Below are 14,235 nucleotides of genomic sequence, written 5' to 3' on the forward strand. Positions count from 1 at the left end.
TGCCAGCCAAGCTCGTCTCTCCCAATTCGATGCGCTAATCTCAATTCGTGGATTTTCCCGTCTGGAGAAACTCGCGTGATGAAGCACATTGGTCTATTCGTTTTTCAGGATTGTTCGATGGCAAGCACCGGCGCGATAGGCGACGCGTTCCGGCTTGCCAATGAGTTCAAGAGAGCGGCTGGCGAGGAGGCGCAATACCGGTTTACCGTCGTATCCGACGGCGGTGGTCTCGTGACCAGCTCCTCCGGCATATCGATCTGGACCCAAGGCCTCGAACGATACTGTCTCGCCGATTTCCACGCGTTCTTCGTTGCCTGCCGCGACGTCACCGAAGTAGCGGAATCGAATGACCATTTCCTGTCGTGGATCTCGCTGCAAGGATCGATCGCGTCGTTCGGCATGCAGCAGGGGGCGAACCTCGCCGTCGTCTGCAACGACCCGCTGCAATCGATCGTGCCGATGTTCCTGTTCGATGACAGCGGCGATGCCGCGCGTACGCACAGCAACGTGACGCCCATTGATCTCGCGCTCGCGCAGATCGAGCGCGATATCAATACCGACACGGCCCGCAAGATCGGCCGCATACTGCAGACCGGCTACGCCGAGAAAAAGCACTCGGAGCTCGATGACGTCAACATCACGACGACGACCGAGAAGATTCGAGAATCGGCGCGCTGGATCAAGGAAAACTACAGCAAGGCCATTTCGGTTGCGCAGGCCGCCGAATCGGTGGCCATGAGCAAGCGCAATTTCCAGCGCCGCTTCAAGTGCGAGTTCGGCATGACGCCGCTCGAATATCTGCTGCGCACGCGCTTCGAGATCGTCCGTTCGATGCTGAAGAACACCGATTTACCGGTCGACAAGATTGCGCGCCGCTGCGGAATGGGCGACGGCAACCGGCTTGGGCGGCTATTCAAGGAACGCTATGGGATGTCCCCGACGCAATTCCGCGCGCAACAGCACGCGGACGTGGATGAACGCTGGCTGACACCGGAGGAAAGCTGGAGCGCCGCGACGGAGATGTTGCGGCAGGCGCCGCTGTCGCTTTGATTCCGATTCCCCTTACTCGGAAGACGACTATCGACTCGACCGTCACGGGATCAGAACATGCCGATCATCAAATCCGCCGGAATGAATGCGCGGAACGCGGCTCTCGCCCCGGAAAGCGAGACTTCCGTACATACCGGCGACACCGCGGTGGCTTCGCTCGCGGAGCGGCCCGCGCTTCACACGGGCGCACATTCGTCGCCCGCGCAATCGCCGACTACCGTAAGAAAGATCAAGGAAGCGGCGAAGACGCTATTGCCTGACGCCCTTTTCCTAAGCCTGTTACATCACAAATGCATTGGCCGCTATCCGCGTCTGATTCATCCTGTGACGTTCAACGAGAAGATCCTGCAACGCAATCTTCACCCCGATCCTCGCTATATCCGCCTGAGCGACAAGCTGCTGGTGCGCGAATATATCGCGCGGAAAATCGGCGACAAGCATTTGATACCGCTGATCGCAGCGCCCGATTCGTTCACGCCCGATGTGTTCGATGCATTGCCCGATGCTTTCGTGATGAAAGCCAATCATGGCAGCAGCTTCGTCGAAGTGGTGACGAACAAGTCGGAAACCTCGTTCGAAAAGCTCAAGAAGCTCGCCGACCGATGGCTGCACACCGACTTCTATTGCGTTGCCCGCGAGCGGCACTATGAGATGATCGAGCCGCGCATTTTTTTCGAGCAACTACTGTTGGACCAACGCGGCCGGATTCCGGCGGATTTCAAGCTGCACTGCTTCGGCGGCCGGCCCGGGCGGCCGATCATCTACATCCTCGTGATCTCGGATCGGTTCGGTGACGCGACGCACGGTGACGTGTACGACATCGACTGGAATCACCTCGACATCGAGATCGGCGACTACAAGCGCAGCCCAGCGCCTGCTCCGCGCCCGCGGCATCTGCAGGCCGTGCTGGATGTCGCGGCCCGGCTATGCGAAGACTTTGACTACGTGCGGGTCGACCTGTATGCGCCAGACAATCTCGTTTATTTCGGCGAACTGACATTTACGCCCGGCGCGGGCGTGCTGCCCTTCACGCCGGACAGTATCGATTTCGAGTGGGGCAAGCTCATGGCTTGAACGCGCTCGCGTTCCTGGCGGTTGGATGCGGCCGGCCTTCAGGCCGGCGACATGCCGTTTTGCAGCTTTGCGCCGTCGGCCTCGCGCGAGGCCAGAAATGCCAGCCACGCCTGCGCCGCTTCGCGCTGGCGCGCCAGCGTACAGATCGCAGCAGTGAAAGTCGTGGTGAATTGGACGGGGCCCGGAAGCTCGCCGAGCAGGTCGATACCCGGCACATGAATCAACTCACTCATCTGCTGGAAACCCAGCGCGACTTCTCCACGTGCAACGAGCGTGCCAACCGGCACACCTGGCGGCGCCTTCACGATACGCGAAGCGATCTGACCGGCAATGCCCCAGCGTTCGAACAGCTTCAGCAGATACGTGCCGCTCGGTCCCGTCGAGTAACCGATGCTGCGCGCGCCGAGTACTGCGTTGCGCAGCGCCGCTTCGGTTGCGATGTCAGGGTGAGTTGCTCCGGCCGCGACCGCAACCGCGATGCCCGAGCGCGCCAGCGCGACGCGGCTCGCCGCATCGGCGCAGCCTGCCGCCACGAGCCGCTCGATCGCGTCGGCGGCGAGGATGACGGTATCGAATACTTCGCCATCCTCGACCCGGCGGGCCGCATCGACGCCGCCGACCGATTCGATCGCGACCGACTGTCCTGTGCGGCGCTCGAACGATGCGGCGAGTTCGGCCAGCACCTGGCGCGTGGCCATCGAGGAAATGCCGGCGATTGGCGCACGCGTGGTTTGACCGTTGATCATTGCGGTCACGCGGGTCAGTCCTTGTAACGCAGGCCGGCCTGCTCGAGCGGCCCGCGCATGTTGTACATGTCGAGACCGAGCACGCCGGAGGCGAGTTTCGCGCGCTTCTCGGCTTCGTGGGCCTCGCGCGCCGCGGCCTTGTCGAGGATCGCTTGCGCGGCGGCCGCCGGCACGACGACCACGCCATCGTCATCGGCGACCACGACGTCGCCCGGCGTGACCAGCGCGCCCGCGCACACGACCGGAATGTTCACCGAGCCGAGCGTCGCCTTGACACAGCCCTTCGCGGAAATCGCCTTGCTCCAGACAGGGAAGTTCATTTCGGTCAGCACGCTGACGTCGCGCACGCCCGCGTCGATGATCAACGCATGCGCGCCGCGCGCCTTGAAGCTGGTGGCCAGCAGATCGCCGAAATAACCGTCGGTGCTCGGCGCGGTGACGCCCGCGACGACGACATCGCCGGGCCGGATCTGTTCGGCCGCGACGTGCAGCATCCAGTTGTCGCCCGGCTGCAGCAGCACCGTGACGGCCGTGCCGCTCGCGCGCGCACCGGTGTAGATCGGGCGCATATAAGGTTGCAGCAGCCCTGTGCGGCCCATGGCCTCATGCGCGGTGGCCGAGCCGAACGCGCCGAGTTTGGCGGCCACGTCCGCATCCGCGCGCTGGATGTTGCGGTAGACCACTCCAATTTCATACATGATTACAGCCCCTTCGCTTTCAGCAACGCATCGAGACGCGGATAAACGCGCCGCGCGTTGCCTTCATAGATCTTGTGACGCTCGTCTGCGTCGACGTGCGCCGCCTCGACATAGCGCTTCGTGTCGTCGAAATAGTGCCCGGTCTCCGGATCGATGCCGCGCACCGCGCCGATCATCTCGCTCGCGAACAGGATGTTATCCACGGGAATCACGCGCGTGAGCAGATCGATACCCGGCTGATGATAGACACAGGTGTCGAAGAACACGTTGTTCAGCAGATGGTCCTTCAGCAAGGGCTTTTTCAGCTCCTGCGCGAGACCGCGGAAGCGTCCCCAGTGATACGGCACCGCGCCGCCGCCGTGCGGGATCACGAACCGCAGCGTCGGGAAATCGCGGAACAGGTCCGAGGTCAGGCATTGCATGAACGCGGTGGTGTCCGCGTTCAGGTAGTGCGAACCGGTGGTGTGAAAGCACGCATTGCAGCTCGTGCTCACGTGAATCATTGCGGGAATGTCGTACTCGACCATCTTCTCGTAGATCGGGTACCAGTAGCGGTCGGACAGTGGCGGGCTGGTCCAGTAGCCGCCCGACGGATCGGGATTCAGGTTGATCGCGACGTTACCGTACTGCTCGACGCATTTGACGAGTTCAGGAATACAGGTGGCCGTATCGACACCCGGGCTTTGCGGCAGCATCGCGGCCGGCACGAAGTTCTCGGGAAAGAGCCGGCTCACGCGAAAGCACAGTTCGTTGCAGATCGCGGCCCACGTGCTCGAGATTTCGAAGTCGCCGATGTGGTGCGCCATAAAACTCGCGCGCGGGCTGAAGATCGTCAGATCGAGGCCGCGCTCGCGCATCAGTCGCAACTGGTTGCTTTCGATCGACTCGCGCAACTCGTCGTCGCTGATCTGCAATTCCGACACCTTCGGCATCCCGGTCGGATTCGTGATGCCCGCGATCTGGCGGTTGCGCCACGTCTCCAACGCTTTGGGGGCGGTGGTGTAGTGGCCGTGAATGTCGATGATCACCGTGATTCCTCAGTAGATGAATTTGACCAGCGGCGCGGGCGCAATGCTCGCGTGCCGCACTCCCGCAAGTGTCAATGCGCGGTATTCGGCTGCGCTGCCGGTTCGCCGCCGCCGACGCGTTGGCTCGCCAGGATGGCGATCGCCGCCAAGGTAGCGGGGATCGCGAGCATCGCCAGGATCGCGCCGAATTGCCAGCCGAGACCCAGCAGCGCGCCGCCGATCGCCGAGCCGAAGATGCTGCCGAAGCGCCCCATGCCGAGCATCCAGCTCACACCGGTCGCACGCGCAACGGTCGGGTAACGACCGGGTGCAAATGCGTTCAGACCGGTTTGCGCACCGCTCATGCAGAAGCCGGCGGCAAACACGAGCAAGGCGAGCGACGACGACAGCGCCCCGATATAGCCGAGCGCGAGCACGCACAGCGCGCCACCGACATATGCGGCGCTGATGACCGGCGCGGGCCGCGACTTGTCCATGATCCAGCCGACCAGGATCGCGCCGATCGTGCCGCCGATCTGGAACATTGCCGTGACGTTGGCCGCGGTCGAGACCGACAGACCGGCATCCTTCATCAGCGTCGGCAGCCAGCCGGTCAGCAGATAGATCACGAGCAGGCCCATGAAATACGTGACCCACAGCGCAATCGTCATCGAGCCATAACCTTGCGAGAACAGTACGCCGATCGGCTTGCGGGTCGGCAGCGGCGGTTCGTTCGACACGAACGTTTCATTGCCCGCAAAGCGCGCGCCGCACGCCCGGCCAAGGACCTTGCCGATACGCTGCGACGGCGCGCCACGCACCGCGAGCAGGCGGGCCGACTCAGGCAGCAGCCAGATCTGGAACGGGATCAGCACGAGCGGCAGCGCGCCGCCGAAAATCAGCACGGCGCGCCAGCCATGAACCGGAATCAGCCAGCCAGCCGCGAAGCCGATCAATGCCGAGCCGAGATTGAAGCCGGTGAACATCACCGTAATCAGCAATGCGCGCTTGCGTTGCGGTGCGTACTCGGAGAGCAGCGTCGTCGTGTTCGGCATCGCGGCGCCAAGGCCGATACCGGTCAGCAGACGCAGCGTTGCCATCTGCATCGGGGATTGCGTGAACGCGGTCGCGATCGTGAACACGCCGAACAGAAACACCGACGTAATCAGCACCCACTTGCGGCCGATGCGGTCCGACGCCGGGCCCGCGAACAATGCACCGATCACGAGGCCGATCGGCGCCGCGCTCATCACGAGGCCGAAAGCGGGACGCGAGATCGCCCAATCGTGAATGATCGACGGCGCGACGAAACCCATGATCGCGACGTCCATGCCGTCGGCCGTCACGATCAGAAAACATAGCGCTACCAGTAACCACTGGTAGAGCGAAATCGGCCGTTCGTCGATGAACGCCTTGATATCAATCCTGTTACCGCTGGTCGTGCCCGTCATCAAAACTCTCCTGTCTCCTTCACTGGTCTCATCGCGCGCATCATGGCGATGCCCCCACACGCCTGCCTCAAACAACTGGCGTGACGGTACGTTTTGCGATTCGCGCGCCAAAGCGCGGGTTAACCATAGGGTCGTCGCGCGTATCTGGGTTTTCGCCGTTCCCGCATAGCGCCGGCGAAGTCGGGCGTTTCGCCCAAAGCCTTGCCGGATAAGTACTCGGCCCCCGCCTGTCGCCTCTGAAACCGGGCTTCCAGAATGCTGCCTTTTGTACACCGTCATAAACGAAACAGATGTCTCGGGAACGAAGTCGCATAGAACGGCCGAGAGGCCCTCCGCTTTTGCCGATCGGCGGGGATGCACCGCGCTACCTTTGCTATTTCTCCCGCGAATGAAGGGGCCAAACGAAAAAGCGGAATGACTTCGGTTTCGCGCTCGATTGGGCGACCCGTGCGTGCGCTTGTGGTGTGCATTACGCGGCCACGTTGAGTGACGCGTGTCTTTTTCCCACAAGGACGCGATAAATTATTTGGATGCGAAGAGAAAGAGATTGAAATGCACCGTGAGGTAATGACGATTCCTGGACCACGTCGTGAAGTGATGTTGAGGAGAACCTGCGCAAAGTACTGCTTCTATTCCCATTGCACAGAGAATTGCGCCATCCGTTCGCTGCCTTGCATGGAGAAGAAAGGGACGTCAATCGCGGCCGCTGCAATGTCGTGGCGTGAACCCGACGCTACCCGCAATCGTTTTGGATCGGATTGCAGACCCACTTCTGATTCGGCAAGTCACAGTGTGTCATTCGACCGTGAGCACCCCGAATGACCACGCGCTGACAAATTATTACGTTTTCACCGCGTCAGACGGGTAGCATAACGAAGGCAAGTCCTGCGAGCGCCCTGCTCGCATTCGTCATTGAACCGCGGAGATTTTGCAAATGAGTATTTTCGGTGACATCGTGCACAAGCTGTTCGGCAAAGCGAAGCCGGACCAACCTCCCCCCACGGCGGAACCGACCCCTGACCCGGCCGCCGCCCAAGCCGCGACACCTAACGCTCCCGCCGCGCCCGCACCGCTGACCGACGTCGACGTTGCCGCCGTGATGGATCAACTCGTCAGCGAAAGCGGACAGAAGCTGAACTGGCGCACGTCGATCGTCGACACGATGAAAGCGCTCGGCGTCGACAGCAGTCTCGAACACCGCAAGCAACTTGCGCAGGAATTGAAATACAGCGGGGACATGAACGACTCCGCGAGCATGAACGTCTGGCTGCACAAGCAGGTCATGCAGGCGCTCGCGGCGAACGGCGGCAAGCTGCCGCCCGATCTGGCAAGTTAAGCAGCACGAATTACGCATTTCGCAATACGCGATAAGAGTCCGTGATCCGGACGCGGTTGCCCGGTCGGTACGACCAACCGGGCGCCCCGAACCTTCCACGTTCTACGCGCGGCAAACATTGCACGCGCAATCGACCGGCAAGAACGCGCATTGCACGCGGGCACGCCAGGACGATCGAAGCCAACCCGCATATCGAATGCGGGTAACGGCACACATTGCAAGGGAGTAGCGCGGCTATTGCGCCGCGGTGAGCTTGAGTCCCGGCCGAAGCGGCTGGGGAGACCCTTGCGGATCCTTGCGCTCGTCCGATACCTGTTCGATTCCTTTTCTCGTGACTTCTTCGAGAAAGGTCAGGCGAGCCCGGTAGTAGTCGGCACGCGACTGTGCGTCGAGCACGAGTTGTTCGGCCTGAAACAGTTCCATGCGCAAGTTGTTCAGCGCACGCTCGGCCTGTTTCTCGGGGGTGGGAGCATGTTGTGAAGCCCAGTTGGCAAGCCACCTCATCATGGTGAAGCCCTCCTTGAGTTCAAGGCTCTGCTACGACACAGGCTATCAAATTCCGGACACGACGTGTGTGAAAACGTCTCCGGCGTTACTTGTTGTGCAAGCCACTGTGGGGCACCACACGATCAACTTTCCACGACTGCTTTGTTACTGATACCACAACTCGCGCGAAACGAAAAAAGCCCGCGCAGCAAAAGCGGGCAAATCCCACTCTTCGTAAGCGTGTCATGACGATGACACATGAGAAGCTTATCGCTCGTGGGATATGAACGTCCGTGTGCTGGCGCTCAGTTCCGCGCGAATAGATCGACCGGCAATCGGCGGTCGCGCGCTATTGACCTTCTTGAAGCGCTGCCCCGATTTTCGCAATGGCTCGCGCAAAGTGAGCGATCTGCCGCCCCTGCTCGATCAGATCCATGGCGATCCGGAATGTGACTACGTCAGTCTTGTCCGCGAGCTGAAGCTTCGCAAGCACGACCTGACGCGTGGTCGCGGCGAGCCTGTCGATGCTGGGTTTCGCGTCGACGACCTTCGCGACCATTCCCGGATCGGGCGCCTCGATCGTACGGATTGCCTGCTCGAGATTGCGGATCACGGCCTCCGAAAACTCCGTGGTCGCCACATCGCGCAGGCGCAGCAAATTGATCGGCTGCGTCATTCGCTGCTGCCCGACCATCATCAATGTCGTGCCGACAATGCCGCTGATGCTCTCCAGATGGCTCGTGACCTGCGTGTAGCCGACCATCTGCCGACCTTCGTCGGCCGAGTGCTCCACGAGCGACAAGCGACCGATATATTGAAGAATCTCGAAGGCGAGGCGGTCGGTTTCCTTGTCCTGATCGAGCAGGTGATTGATCTCTTCCATGGTGCCGGTCGCCATTATCTGCGAGCCGCGTTGCACGACGTGCAGCACCTGTGCGCCGAGCCGGGTCAGCTCGATGCGCACGCGTTGCAGCGCAAGCGAGGGCACCGTCAACGACGACTCGTCGAGATACCGCGGATCGCCCGCGGGTTTGGCGGCCTTCGCGCGCTTTGGCACGACCAGTTGCGCGAGTCGCGCGATTGGACCGGTAAACCAGATCAGCAAGAGCGTGTTCGCGACGCTGAAGAGCGTATGCACATTCGCGACCTGGCGCGGCGCCTCGGCCGCGAGCCGCGCGAGGCCTTCGAGTTCCGGATGCGACGGCGATATCCAGCGCACGAACTGCGCCATCTGCGGAATGAGGAAGAGCGCAATCGCGACGCCGAGCACATTGAATATCAGATGCACGACGCCGACCTGCACGGCCTCCGGTGTCTTGCCGATCGAGGCAAGCAATGCCGTGCCGACGGTGCCGACATTCGCACCGAGAATCAGCGTGATGGCGGCTTCGAGCGGCATCAAGCCCTGTCCGCTCAACGCGATCACGACCGCGAGCGTCGCCGCCGAGCTTTGCACGATCGCGGTGAAGACGGCCCCAACGATGATGCCGAAGAACGGATTGCGCATGTCCTGCATCGCGTCGATGAACGGCCGGTACGTGCGCAGCGGATGCGTGGACTCGCCCATCAGCTGGATGCCCATGAACAGCAGCCCGAGCCCCAACACGACGCGGCCGATCTGTTGCAGCCGCTCGCGCGGGCCGAAGGCGTGCAGCACGAAGCCGACGGCCAGCATGTATGGCGTCAGACGCGACACGTCGAACGCGATGATCTGTGCGGTGATCGTCGAGCCGATGTTCGCGCCCATGACCATCGGCACCGCCTGGGTCAGCGTCATCAGGCCGGCGGACACGAAGCCGACCATCAGCACAGTCGTGATGGTCGACGAGTTGAGGAGCGCGGTCACGACGGCACCCGCCATCACGCCGCGAAACCGGTTCGCGGTCAGGACGCCGATCAGTGACTGAAGTCTCGATCCCGCGATCGCCTTCAGGCCGCCGGTCAAGAACTCCAGCCCGAGAAGAAACAGCGCGAGGCCGCCGATCAACAGTGCGAAGATCCCCACGAGGTTCAACCGCACGGAATCGGCGTCAGCCAGATAATCAGTCATCTTGATGTGCCTTTGATGATCGCGCAAACGGACGCAGGAACTAAGGACGTCCCCGCGCCCCGGATCGATGACGGGACCGGCAGCCGGTTGCACTGCGTCCTGGACAGATACCTGAAGCTAACGCTAGGGTAAGAGGAAGATGACTCTCAGGCAAGGGACTGGGGGTGAATCGGACGGCCGCAGCGGGTGCGCTTCGCCCCGGCGATCAGCAACTCGCGGCGGCACCGGTGCAGGAGTTGATTGCGGTCAACGCCGGCATCGCGATCGATGCGCCGCGCGCCCGTCGTACCACACAAAATTACAGATCGAGCACCAGGAGCGGCGATTTCGCGCGCGAGCAGCACGGGAGGAACTGATCGTTCGCCGCGCGCTCCTCCTCGGTCAGATACGAATCCCGGTGATCCGGCTCGCCGGACAGCACCCGCGTCAGACAGGTGCCGCACACGCCCTGCTCGCACGACGTGATGACCTCGACGCCATGCGCGGCCAGCGCCTGTACGACAGTGCATTCCGGCGGCACGTCGATCGTTGCGCCGCTCGTCGCGATGCGCACCTGGAAGCTGCCGCCCGTCGCCGCCTGATTCGCGGGGGCGCCGAAGAACTCGTAGTGCAGCCTGTCTTCGGGCCAGCCCCTCGCGCGGGCGGTTCCGAGCACGAAGTCCATGAAGCCGCGCGGACCGCATACATAGAGATGCGTACCGGCCGGCGCCTGGCTCAGCGCCTGCTCGATATCGAACGTCGAGGCGCCCGAATCGTCATCGTGATGAAGCTGGACCGACTTCGCAAAACCAGCCTGCGCAAGACGCTCGACGAACGCCGTGCGTTCCTTCGAACGCGTGCAATAGTGCATGTCGAACGACGCGCCCGTGGCGGCAAGCCGCTCGGCCATGCAAAGAATCGGCGTAACGCCGATACCGCCAGCAAGCAGCAGATGATGTGCTGCATCTTCAGCGAGCGCGAAATGATTGCGCGGCGCGCTGATCTGCAGACGGTCGCCTTCGCGGACCAGATCATGCACCGCTTTCGATCCGCCGCGTCCCGCTTCCTCGCGCAGCACCGCGATCAGATAGCGATGCGTTTCGCGCGGATCATTGCACAAGGAGTACTGCCGCACGAGCCCATTGGGCAAGTGCACCTCGACATGCGAACCGGCATCGAAGGCGGGCAACGGTTGACCGTTTTCGCTTGCGAGCTCGAGGCTCGCGATACCCAGCGCTTCGTCGCGCCGGCGCGCAACCACCACATTCAGCACGCGATGATTCATGGCGCCGTCCGCACAGGAATGACGCGCGTCACTTCCGCCCGGGGCGCGTCAGCCCGGGGCGCGTCAGCCCCGGGCGCACCGGTCTGCGCGCGTTCCTGCGCGACGAGCCGATCGATCACGCGACGCGACATCACCCCACCCGCATCAATATTGAGCTTCAGCAGATTGCGCTCGGGCCAGCGCAACAGGTTCTGCTGCTGACGTTCGAGCATCTCCAGATCTTCGCTGAAGATCTTGCCCTGTCCTTCGCGGATGCTGGCGGTCAGCGCGGCATCGTCGGGACGGAAATTGCGTGCCATGCCCCAGAAATACCAGATCGACGTTTCCGTTTCCGGCGTGATGAAGTCCACCACGATCGACGACGCCTTCCTGTCCGCCGGCGCGTGATAACCGCCGTGCCCGGCATGCGCGACGCCGACCTCGATCAGCACATGACTCGGCGGCGTGAAGTGACAGATCTGCCAACGGTCGACGGGCACGTCGTCGGCGAGGCCATTACCGCCCAAGGCCATTTTCCAGAACGGTGGCGCGGCGACATTTTCCATGAAACGGCTCGTGCGCACGGTATCGCCCTCGCTCACGGTTTTCGGCGCAGCTTCGTCGATTTCCTTTTGCCCGATGCTGTTCGCGTGCACGTAGGTCTCGTGCGTCAGATCCATCAGGTTGTCGATCATCAGCCGGTAATCGCAGCGGATGTGATAAAGCCCCCCGCCATAAGCCCACTCGGCACTCTCCGCCCACTCCAGATGATGCAGTTTGGCGGCATCGGCCTGCGCCGCATCGCCGGGCCACACCCAGACGAAACCGTAGCGCTCGATGACCGGGTAGCTGCGAATCGACGGAAAGCCGTTGACGCGTTGGCCCGGCATGCCGGTCGCCTTGCCCTGACAGCCCATTTCGAGGCCGTGATAGCCGCACACGAGCGTGCCGTCGCGCACGAAACCGAGAGACAACGGCGCGCCGCGATGCGGGCAGAAGTCTTCGAGCGCCACCACGGCGCCTTGCGCGTTGCGATAGAAAACCATCGGCTCGCCGCAGATCTGCCGGCCGAGCGGCTTGTCCGCGACTTCATCCGGCATACATGCGACGTACCACGCATTCTTTGGGAACATGTCAGTCTCACTCCTTGTTATTCGGGCTTTTCATTCCGTGCACTCATTGAGATTCAGTGTACTCAATGTGCCTTTAATGATTAAATGAAGGTTTTCCCCTAGCCTTACTTTCAATCAGATAACAGGAAAGCCGTTTCGTCGTTTCCATTCGCAGCGAAAAAGCGCGCTGCTTTCAGAACATATATGGCCACTTCAACCGATACCAGCATTTCCGCGATCGGCATCGATCTGTACGACCAGCCTGGTCATCTGATCCGACGCGCGCATCAGATTTCCGTATCCATGTTTCATGATCTGGTCGGACGCGAGGTGACGCCGGTGCAATATGCGGTGCTCAGAATGCTGCAGGAATTGCCCGGCCTCGACCAGGTCACGCTTGCGCAGCGGGTCGGCCTCGACACTTCGACCACCGCCGATATCGCGGTGCGGCTCGAAGCGAAAGGCTGGATCGTGCGCGAAGTTCTGCCGCGCCGTCAGCGTCGTTTATTGCTGACGCCGGCCGGAGAACAGTTGCTCGATGAATTGATCCCCGGCGTCAACGCGCTCAATCACGGCCTGCTCGACGGCATGGGAGAAGAAGATGCGCACGAGCTACTGAGGCTGCTAAGAAAGTTCGTTCATCTGAATAACGACCAGAGCCGCGCGCCGCTGCGCAGTGCGAGCGACGATGCGAAACCGGACTAGCGCGGCGTGACGGTCCGAGCGCGCCCTTCAGGTCGACCGGATTTGCGCCGGCCGCGGCACGACATATGCGGCACGGACAGTAGGCGCGCACTCTTGACGCCCTCATTCCAGGAGGAACCATGTCACAGCATCCCGCCCATTCGCAGGATCATCGCCACCCCGGTCAACCGAATCCTGCCGACATCGAAAAAGCCCTCAGTGGCGTGAATTACCCGACCACGCGCGAAAAGCTCGTCGAGCAGGCGCGCAAGAACCACGCGAACACCGACATCGTCGATCTGGTCGACCGTCTGCCGGACCGCAATTTCGACAGCCCGGCCGCGGTCGCGAAGGAAGTCGCGCGTATTCAGTGACGCTGCGGGACTCGACGCGCGAATGAAACAAAGCGGCAACGTACTGATCGGCATTTCCGGTTGGCGCTATCAAGGATGGCGTGGCAACTTTTACCCCGCGGATCTCAAACATGCGGCGGAACTACAGTACGCGTCGGCGCTGTTCGACACGATCGAAATCAACGGTACGCATTACAGCCTTCAATCCCTCGATAGCTGGCGCGGTTGGCACGCGCAAACGCCTGACGGCTTCGTGTTCGGCATCAAAGGCGCGCGTTATCTGACCCATATGCTGCGGTTTCGCGACGCAAGCGCGCGCGTCGGCATCGCGAACTTTTTCGCGCAAGGGCTCCTTGGCCTCAATGAAAAGCTCGGTCCGATCCTGTGGCAATTTCCGCCGTCGTTCCGCTTCGAGCCCACGGCGATGGAGCGTTTTCTGAAGCTGTTGCCGCGCGACACTGCGGACGCATTGGCGCTCGCGAAGCAACACGATGAGCGAGTCAGGACGCCTTACGTCGAGATCGATCGTAAGCGGCAGTTGCGGCACGCGGTCGAAGTGCGCCACGCGAGCTTTGTCGATCCCGCGTTCGTGAGCTTGCTTCGTCAATACGGCGTCGCGCTCGTCGTGTCCGATTCCACCGAGCCGTGGCCCGTCGCCGAAGATCTGACGGCCGACTTCGTCTATATCCGCCTGCACGGCAGCGAAGCCAAATATTCCGGTTCGTATCCGGACGAGGCGTTGCGGCGATGGGCCGAGCGAATCGATGCGTGGCGCCACGGCTCGCAGCCGGACGACGCGCGATTGATCGCGCCGCTACTCGCCCCGTCTCGACGAGGCGCGCGAGACGTCTACTGTTACTTCGACAACGATGTGAAAGCGCGGGCGCCCTTCGACGCGCAGAGACTGATGAAAGACCTCAACCTTTGAGTGCCCCACGCGCCGGC

At 62.0% G+C, this 14,235-nt stretch carries 14 protein-coding genes; 6 read left to right on the plus strand and 8 right to left on the minus strand.

What is annotated here, in order from left to right; all coding sequences use genetic code 11:
- Nucleotides 1-117 precede the first annotated feature (117 nt).
- Together LJ655_RS14525 and LJ655_RS14530 are read left to right on the plus strand one after the other, a co-directional pair.
- Complete coding sequence (locus LJ655_RS14525) at nt 118-1,050, plus strand: helix-turn-helix domain-containing protein (protein ID WP_230561947.1); 933 nt, start codon at nt 118-120, stop codon at nt 1,048-1,050.
- Between the two features lie 57 nt (nt 1,051-1,107).
- Nucleotides 1,108-2,124, plus strand: a complete 1,017-nt coding sequence (locus LJ655_RS14530) for an ATP-grasp fold amidoligase family protein (protein WP_230561948.1) — start codon at nt 1,108-1,110, stop codon at nt 2,122-2,124.
- Between the two features lie 38 nt (nt 2,125-2,162).
- On the opposite strand, the gene LJ655_RS14535 is transcribed toward LJ655_RS14530, so the two are convergent.
- From LJ655_RS14535 to LJ655_RS14550, 4 genes are all read right to left on the minus strand, one after another.
- The gene (locus tag LJ655_RS14535) at nt 2,163-2,879 is read right to left on the minus strand and encodes a substrate-binding domain-containing protein (RefSeq protein WP_230561949.1); all 717 of its coding nucleotides are present in this window, start codon (nt 2,877-2,879) and stop codon (nt 2,163-2,165) included.
- Nucleotides 2,880-2,884: 5 nt separating this feature from the next.
- Nucleotides 2,885-3,568, minus strand: a complete 684-nt coding sequence (ligK, locus tag LJ655_RS14540; RefSeq protein ID WP_230561950.1) for a 4-carboxy-4-hydroxy-2-oxoadipate aldolase/oxaloacetate decarboxylase — start codon at nt 3,566-3,568, stop codon at nt 2,885-2,887.
- A 2-nt stretch (nt 3,569-3,570) separates the two neighbouring features.
- The gene (locus tag LJ655_RS14545) at nt 3,571-4,596 is read right to left on the minus strand and encodes an amidohydrolase family protein (RefSeq protein WP_230561951.1); all 1,026 of its coding nucleotides are present in this window, start codon (nt 4,594-4,596) and stop codon (nt 3,571-3,573) included.
- 71 nt (nt 4,597-4,667) lie between these two features.
- Nucleotides 4,668-6,026 carry an MFS transporter gene (locus LJ655_RS14550; RefSeq protein ID WP_230561952.1) on the minus strand — a complete coding sequence of 453 codons (1,359 nt, stop codon included), beginning with the start codon at nt 6,024-6,026 and terminating at the stop codon, nt 4,668-4,670.
- Nucleotides 6,027-6,960: 934 nt separating this feature from the next.
- Between LJ655_RS14550 and LJ655_RS14555 the strand changes: the two genes are divergently transcribed.
- Nucleotides 6,961-7,362, plus strand: a complete 402-nt coding sequence (locus LJ655_RS14555; protein ID WP_230561953.1) for a DUF3597 domain-containing protein — start codon at nt 6,961-6,963, stop codon at nt 7,360-7,362.
- Nucleotides 7,363-7,596: 234 nt separating this feature from the next.
- On the opposite strand, the gene LJ655_RS14560 is transcribed toward LJ655_RS14555, so the two are convergent.
- From LJ655_RS14560 to LJ655_RS14575, 4 genes are all read right to left on the minus strand, one after another.
- Entirely contained in the window at nt 7,597-7,869 is a 273-nt protein-coding gene (locus LJ655_RS14560) for a hypothetical protein (protein ID WP_230561954.1), read from the minus strand.
- 328 nt (nt 7,870-8,197) lie between these two features.
- Entirely contained in the window at nt 8,198-9,898 is a 1,701-nt protein-coding gene (locus LJ655_RS14565) for a Na/Pi cotransporter family protein (RefSeq protein WP_230561955.1), read from the minus strand.
- A gap of 298 nt (nt 9,899-10,196) precedes the next feature.
- The gene (locus LJ655_RS14570) at nt 10,197-11,162 is read right to left on the minus strand and encodes a PDR/VanB family oxidoreductase (RefSeq protein ID WP_230561956.1); all 966 of its coding nucleotides are present in this window, start codon (nt 11,160-11,162) and stop codon (nt 10,197-10,199) included.
- Nucleotides 11,159-12,274, minus strand: a complete 1,116-nt coding sequence (locus tag LJ655_RS14575) for an aromatic ring-hydroxylating oxygenase subunit alpha (RefSeq protein ID WP_230561957.1) — start codon at nt 12,272-12,274, stop codon at nt 11,159-11,161. Before LJ655_RS14575 ends, LJ655_RS14570 begins: the two co-directional genes overlap by 4 nt.
- Nucleotides 12,275-12,457: 183 nt before the next feature.
- Between LJ655_RS14575 and LJ655_RS14580 the strand changes: the two genes are divergently transcribed.
- The 3 genes from LJ655_RS14580 (at nt 12,458) to LJ655_RS14590 (ending at nt 14,218) form a co-directional block, all read left to right on the plus strand.
- Nucleotides 12,458-12,958 (plus strand): MarR family winged helix-turn-helix transcriptional regulator, encoded by a 501-nt coding sequence (locus LJ655_RS14580; RefSeq protein ID WP_230561958.1) that lies wholly within the window; start codon nt 12,458-12,460, stop codon nt 12,956-12,958.
- 119 nt (nt 12,959-13,077) lie between these two features.
- Nucleotides 13,078-13,311: a DUF2795 domain-containing protein gene (locus LJ655_RS14585; protein WP_230561959.1), complete on the plus strand. Its 234-nt coding sequence runs from the start codon at nt 13,078-13,080 to the stop codon at nt 13,309-13,311.
- A gap of 22 nt (nt 13,312-13,333) precedes the next feature.
- Complete coding sequence (locus LJ655_RS14590; RefSeq protein ID WP_230561960.1) at nt 13,334-14,218, plus strand: DUF72 domain-containing protein; 885 nt, start codon at nt 13,334-13,336, stop codon at nt 14,216-14,218.
- Nucleotides 14,219-14,235 lie beyond the last annotated feature (17 nt).

Source organism: Paraburkholderia translucens, from assembly GCF_020881035.1.
Classification (GTDB): domain Bacteria; phylum Pseudomonadota; class Gammaproteobacteria; order Burkholderiales; family Burkholderiaceae; genus Paraburkholderia; species Paraburkholderia translucens.

Bases quoted from the DNA above. Each gene is read 5' to 3' on its own strand.
- LJ655_RS14525 (WP_230561947.1), top strand. From the start codon at position 118: ATGGCAAGCACCGGCGCGATAGGCGACGCGTTCCGGCTTGCCAATGAG.
- LJ655_RS14530 (WP_230561948.1), top strand. From the start codon at position 1,108: ATGCCGATCATCAAATCCGCCGGAATGAATGCGCGGAACGCGGCTCTC.
- ligK (WP_230561950.1), bottom strand. From the start codon at position 3,568: ATGTATGAAATTGGAGTGGTCTACCGCAACATCCAGCGCGCGGATGCG.
- LJ655_RS14550 (WP_230561952.1), bottom strand. From the start codon at position 6,026: ATGACGGGCACGACCAGCGGTAACAGGATTGATATCAAGGCGTTCATC.
- LJ655_RS14555 (WP_230561953.1), top strand. From the start codon at position 6,961: ATGAGTATTTTCGGTGACATCGTGCACAAGCTGTTCGGCAAAGCGAAG.
- LJ655_RS14560 (WP_230561954.1), bottom strand. From the start codon at position 7,869: ATGATGAGGTGGCTTGCCAACTGGGCTTCACAACATGCTCCCACCCCC.
- LJ655_RS14565 (WP_230561955.1), bottom strand. From the start codon at position 9,898: ATGACTGATTATCTGGCTGACGCCGATTCCGTGCGGTTGAACCTCGTG.
- LJ655_RS14570 (WP_230561956.1), bottom strand. From the start codon at position 11,162: ATGAATCATCGCGTGCTGAATGTGGTGGTTGCGCGCCGGCGCGACGAA.
- LJ655_RS14575 (WP_230561957.1), bottom strand. From the start codon at position 12,274: ATGTTCCCAAAGAATGCGTGGTACGTCGCATGTATGCCGGATGAAGTC.
- LJ655_RS14580 (WP_230561958.1), top strand. From the start codon at position 12,458: ATGGCCACTTCAACCGATACCAGCATTTCCGCGATCGGCATCGATCTG.
- LJ655_RS14585 (WP_230561959.1), top strand. From the start codon at position 13,078: ATGTCACAGCATCCCGCCCATTCGCAGGATCATCGCCACCCCGGTCAA.
- LJ655_RS14590 (WP_230561960.1), top strand. From the start codon at position 13,334: ATGAAACAAAGCGGCAACGTACTGATCGGCATTTCCGGTTGGCGCTAT.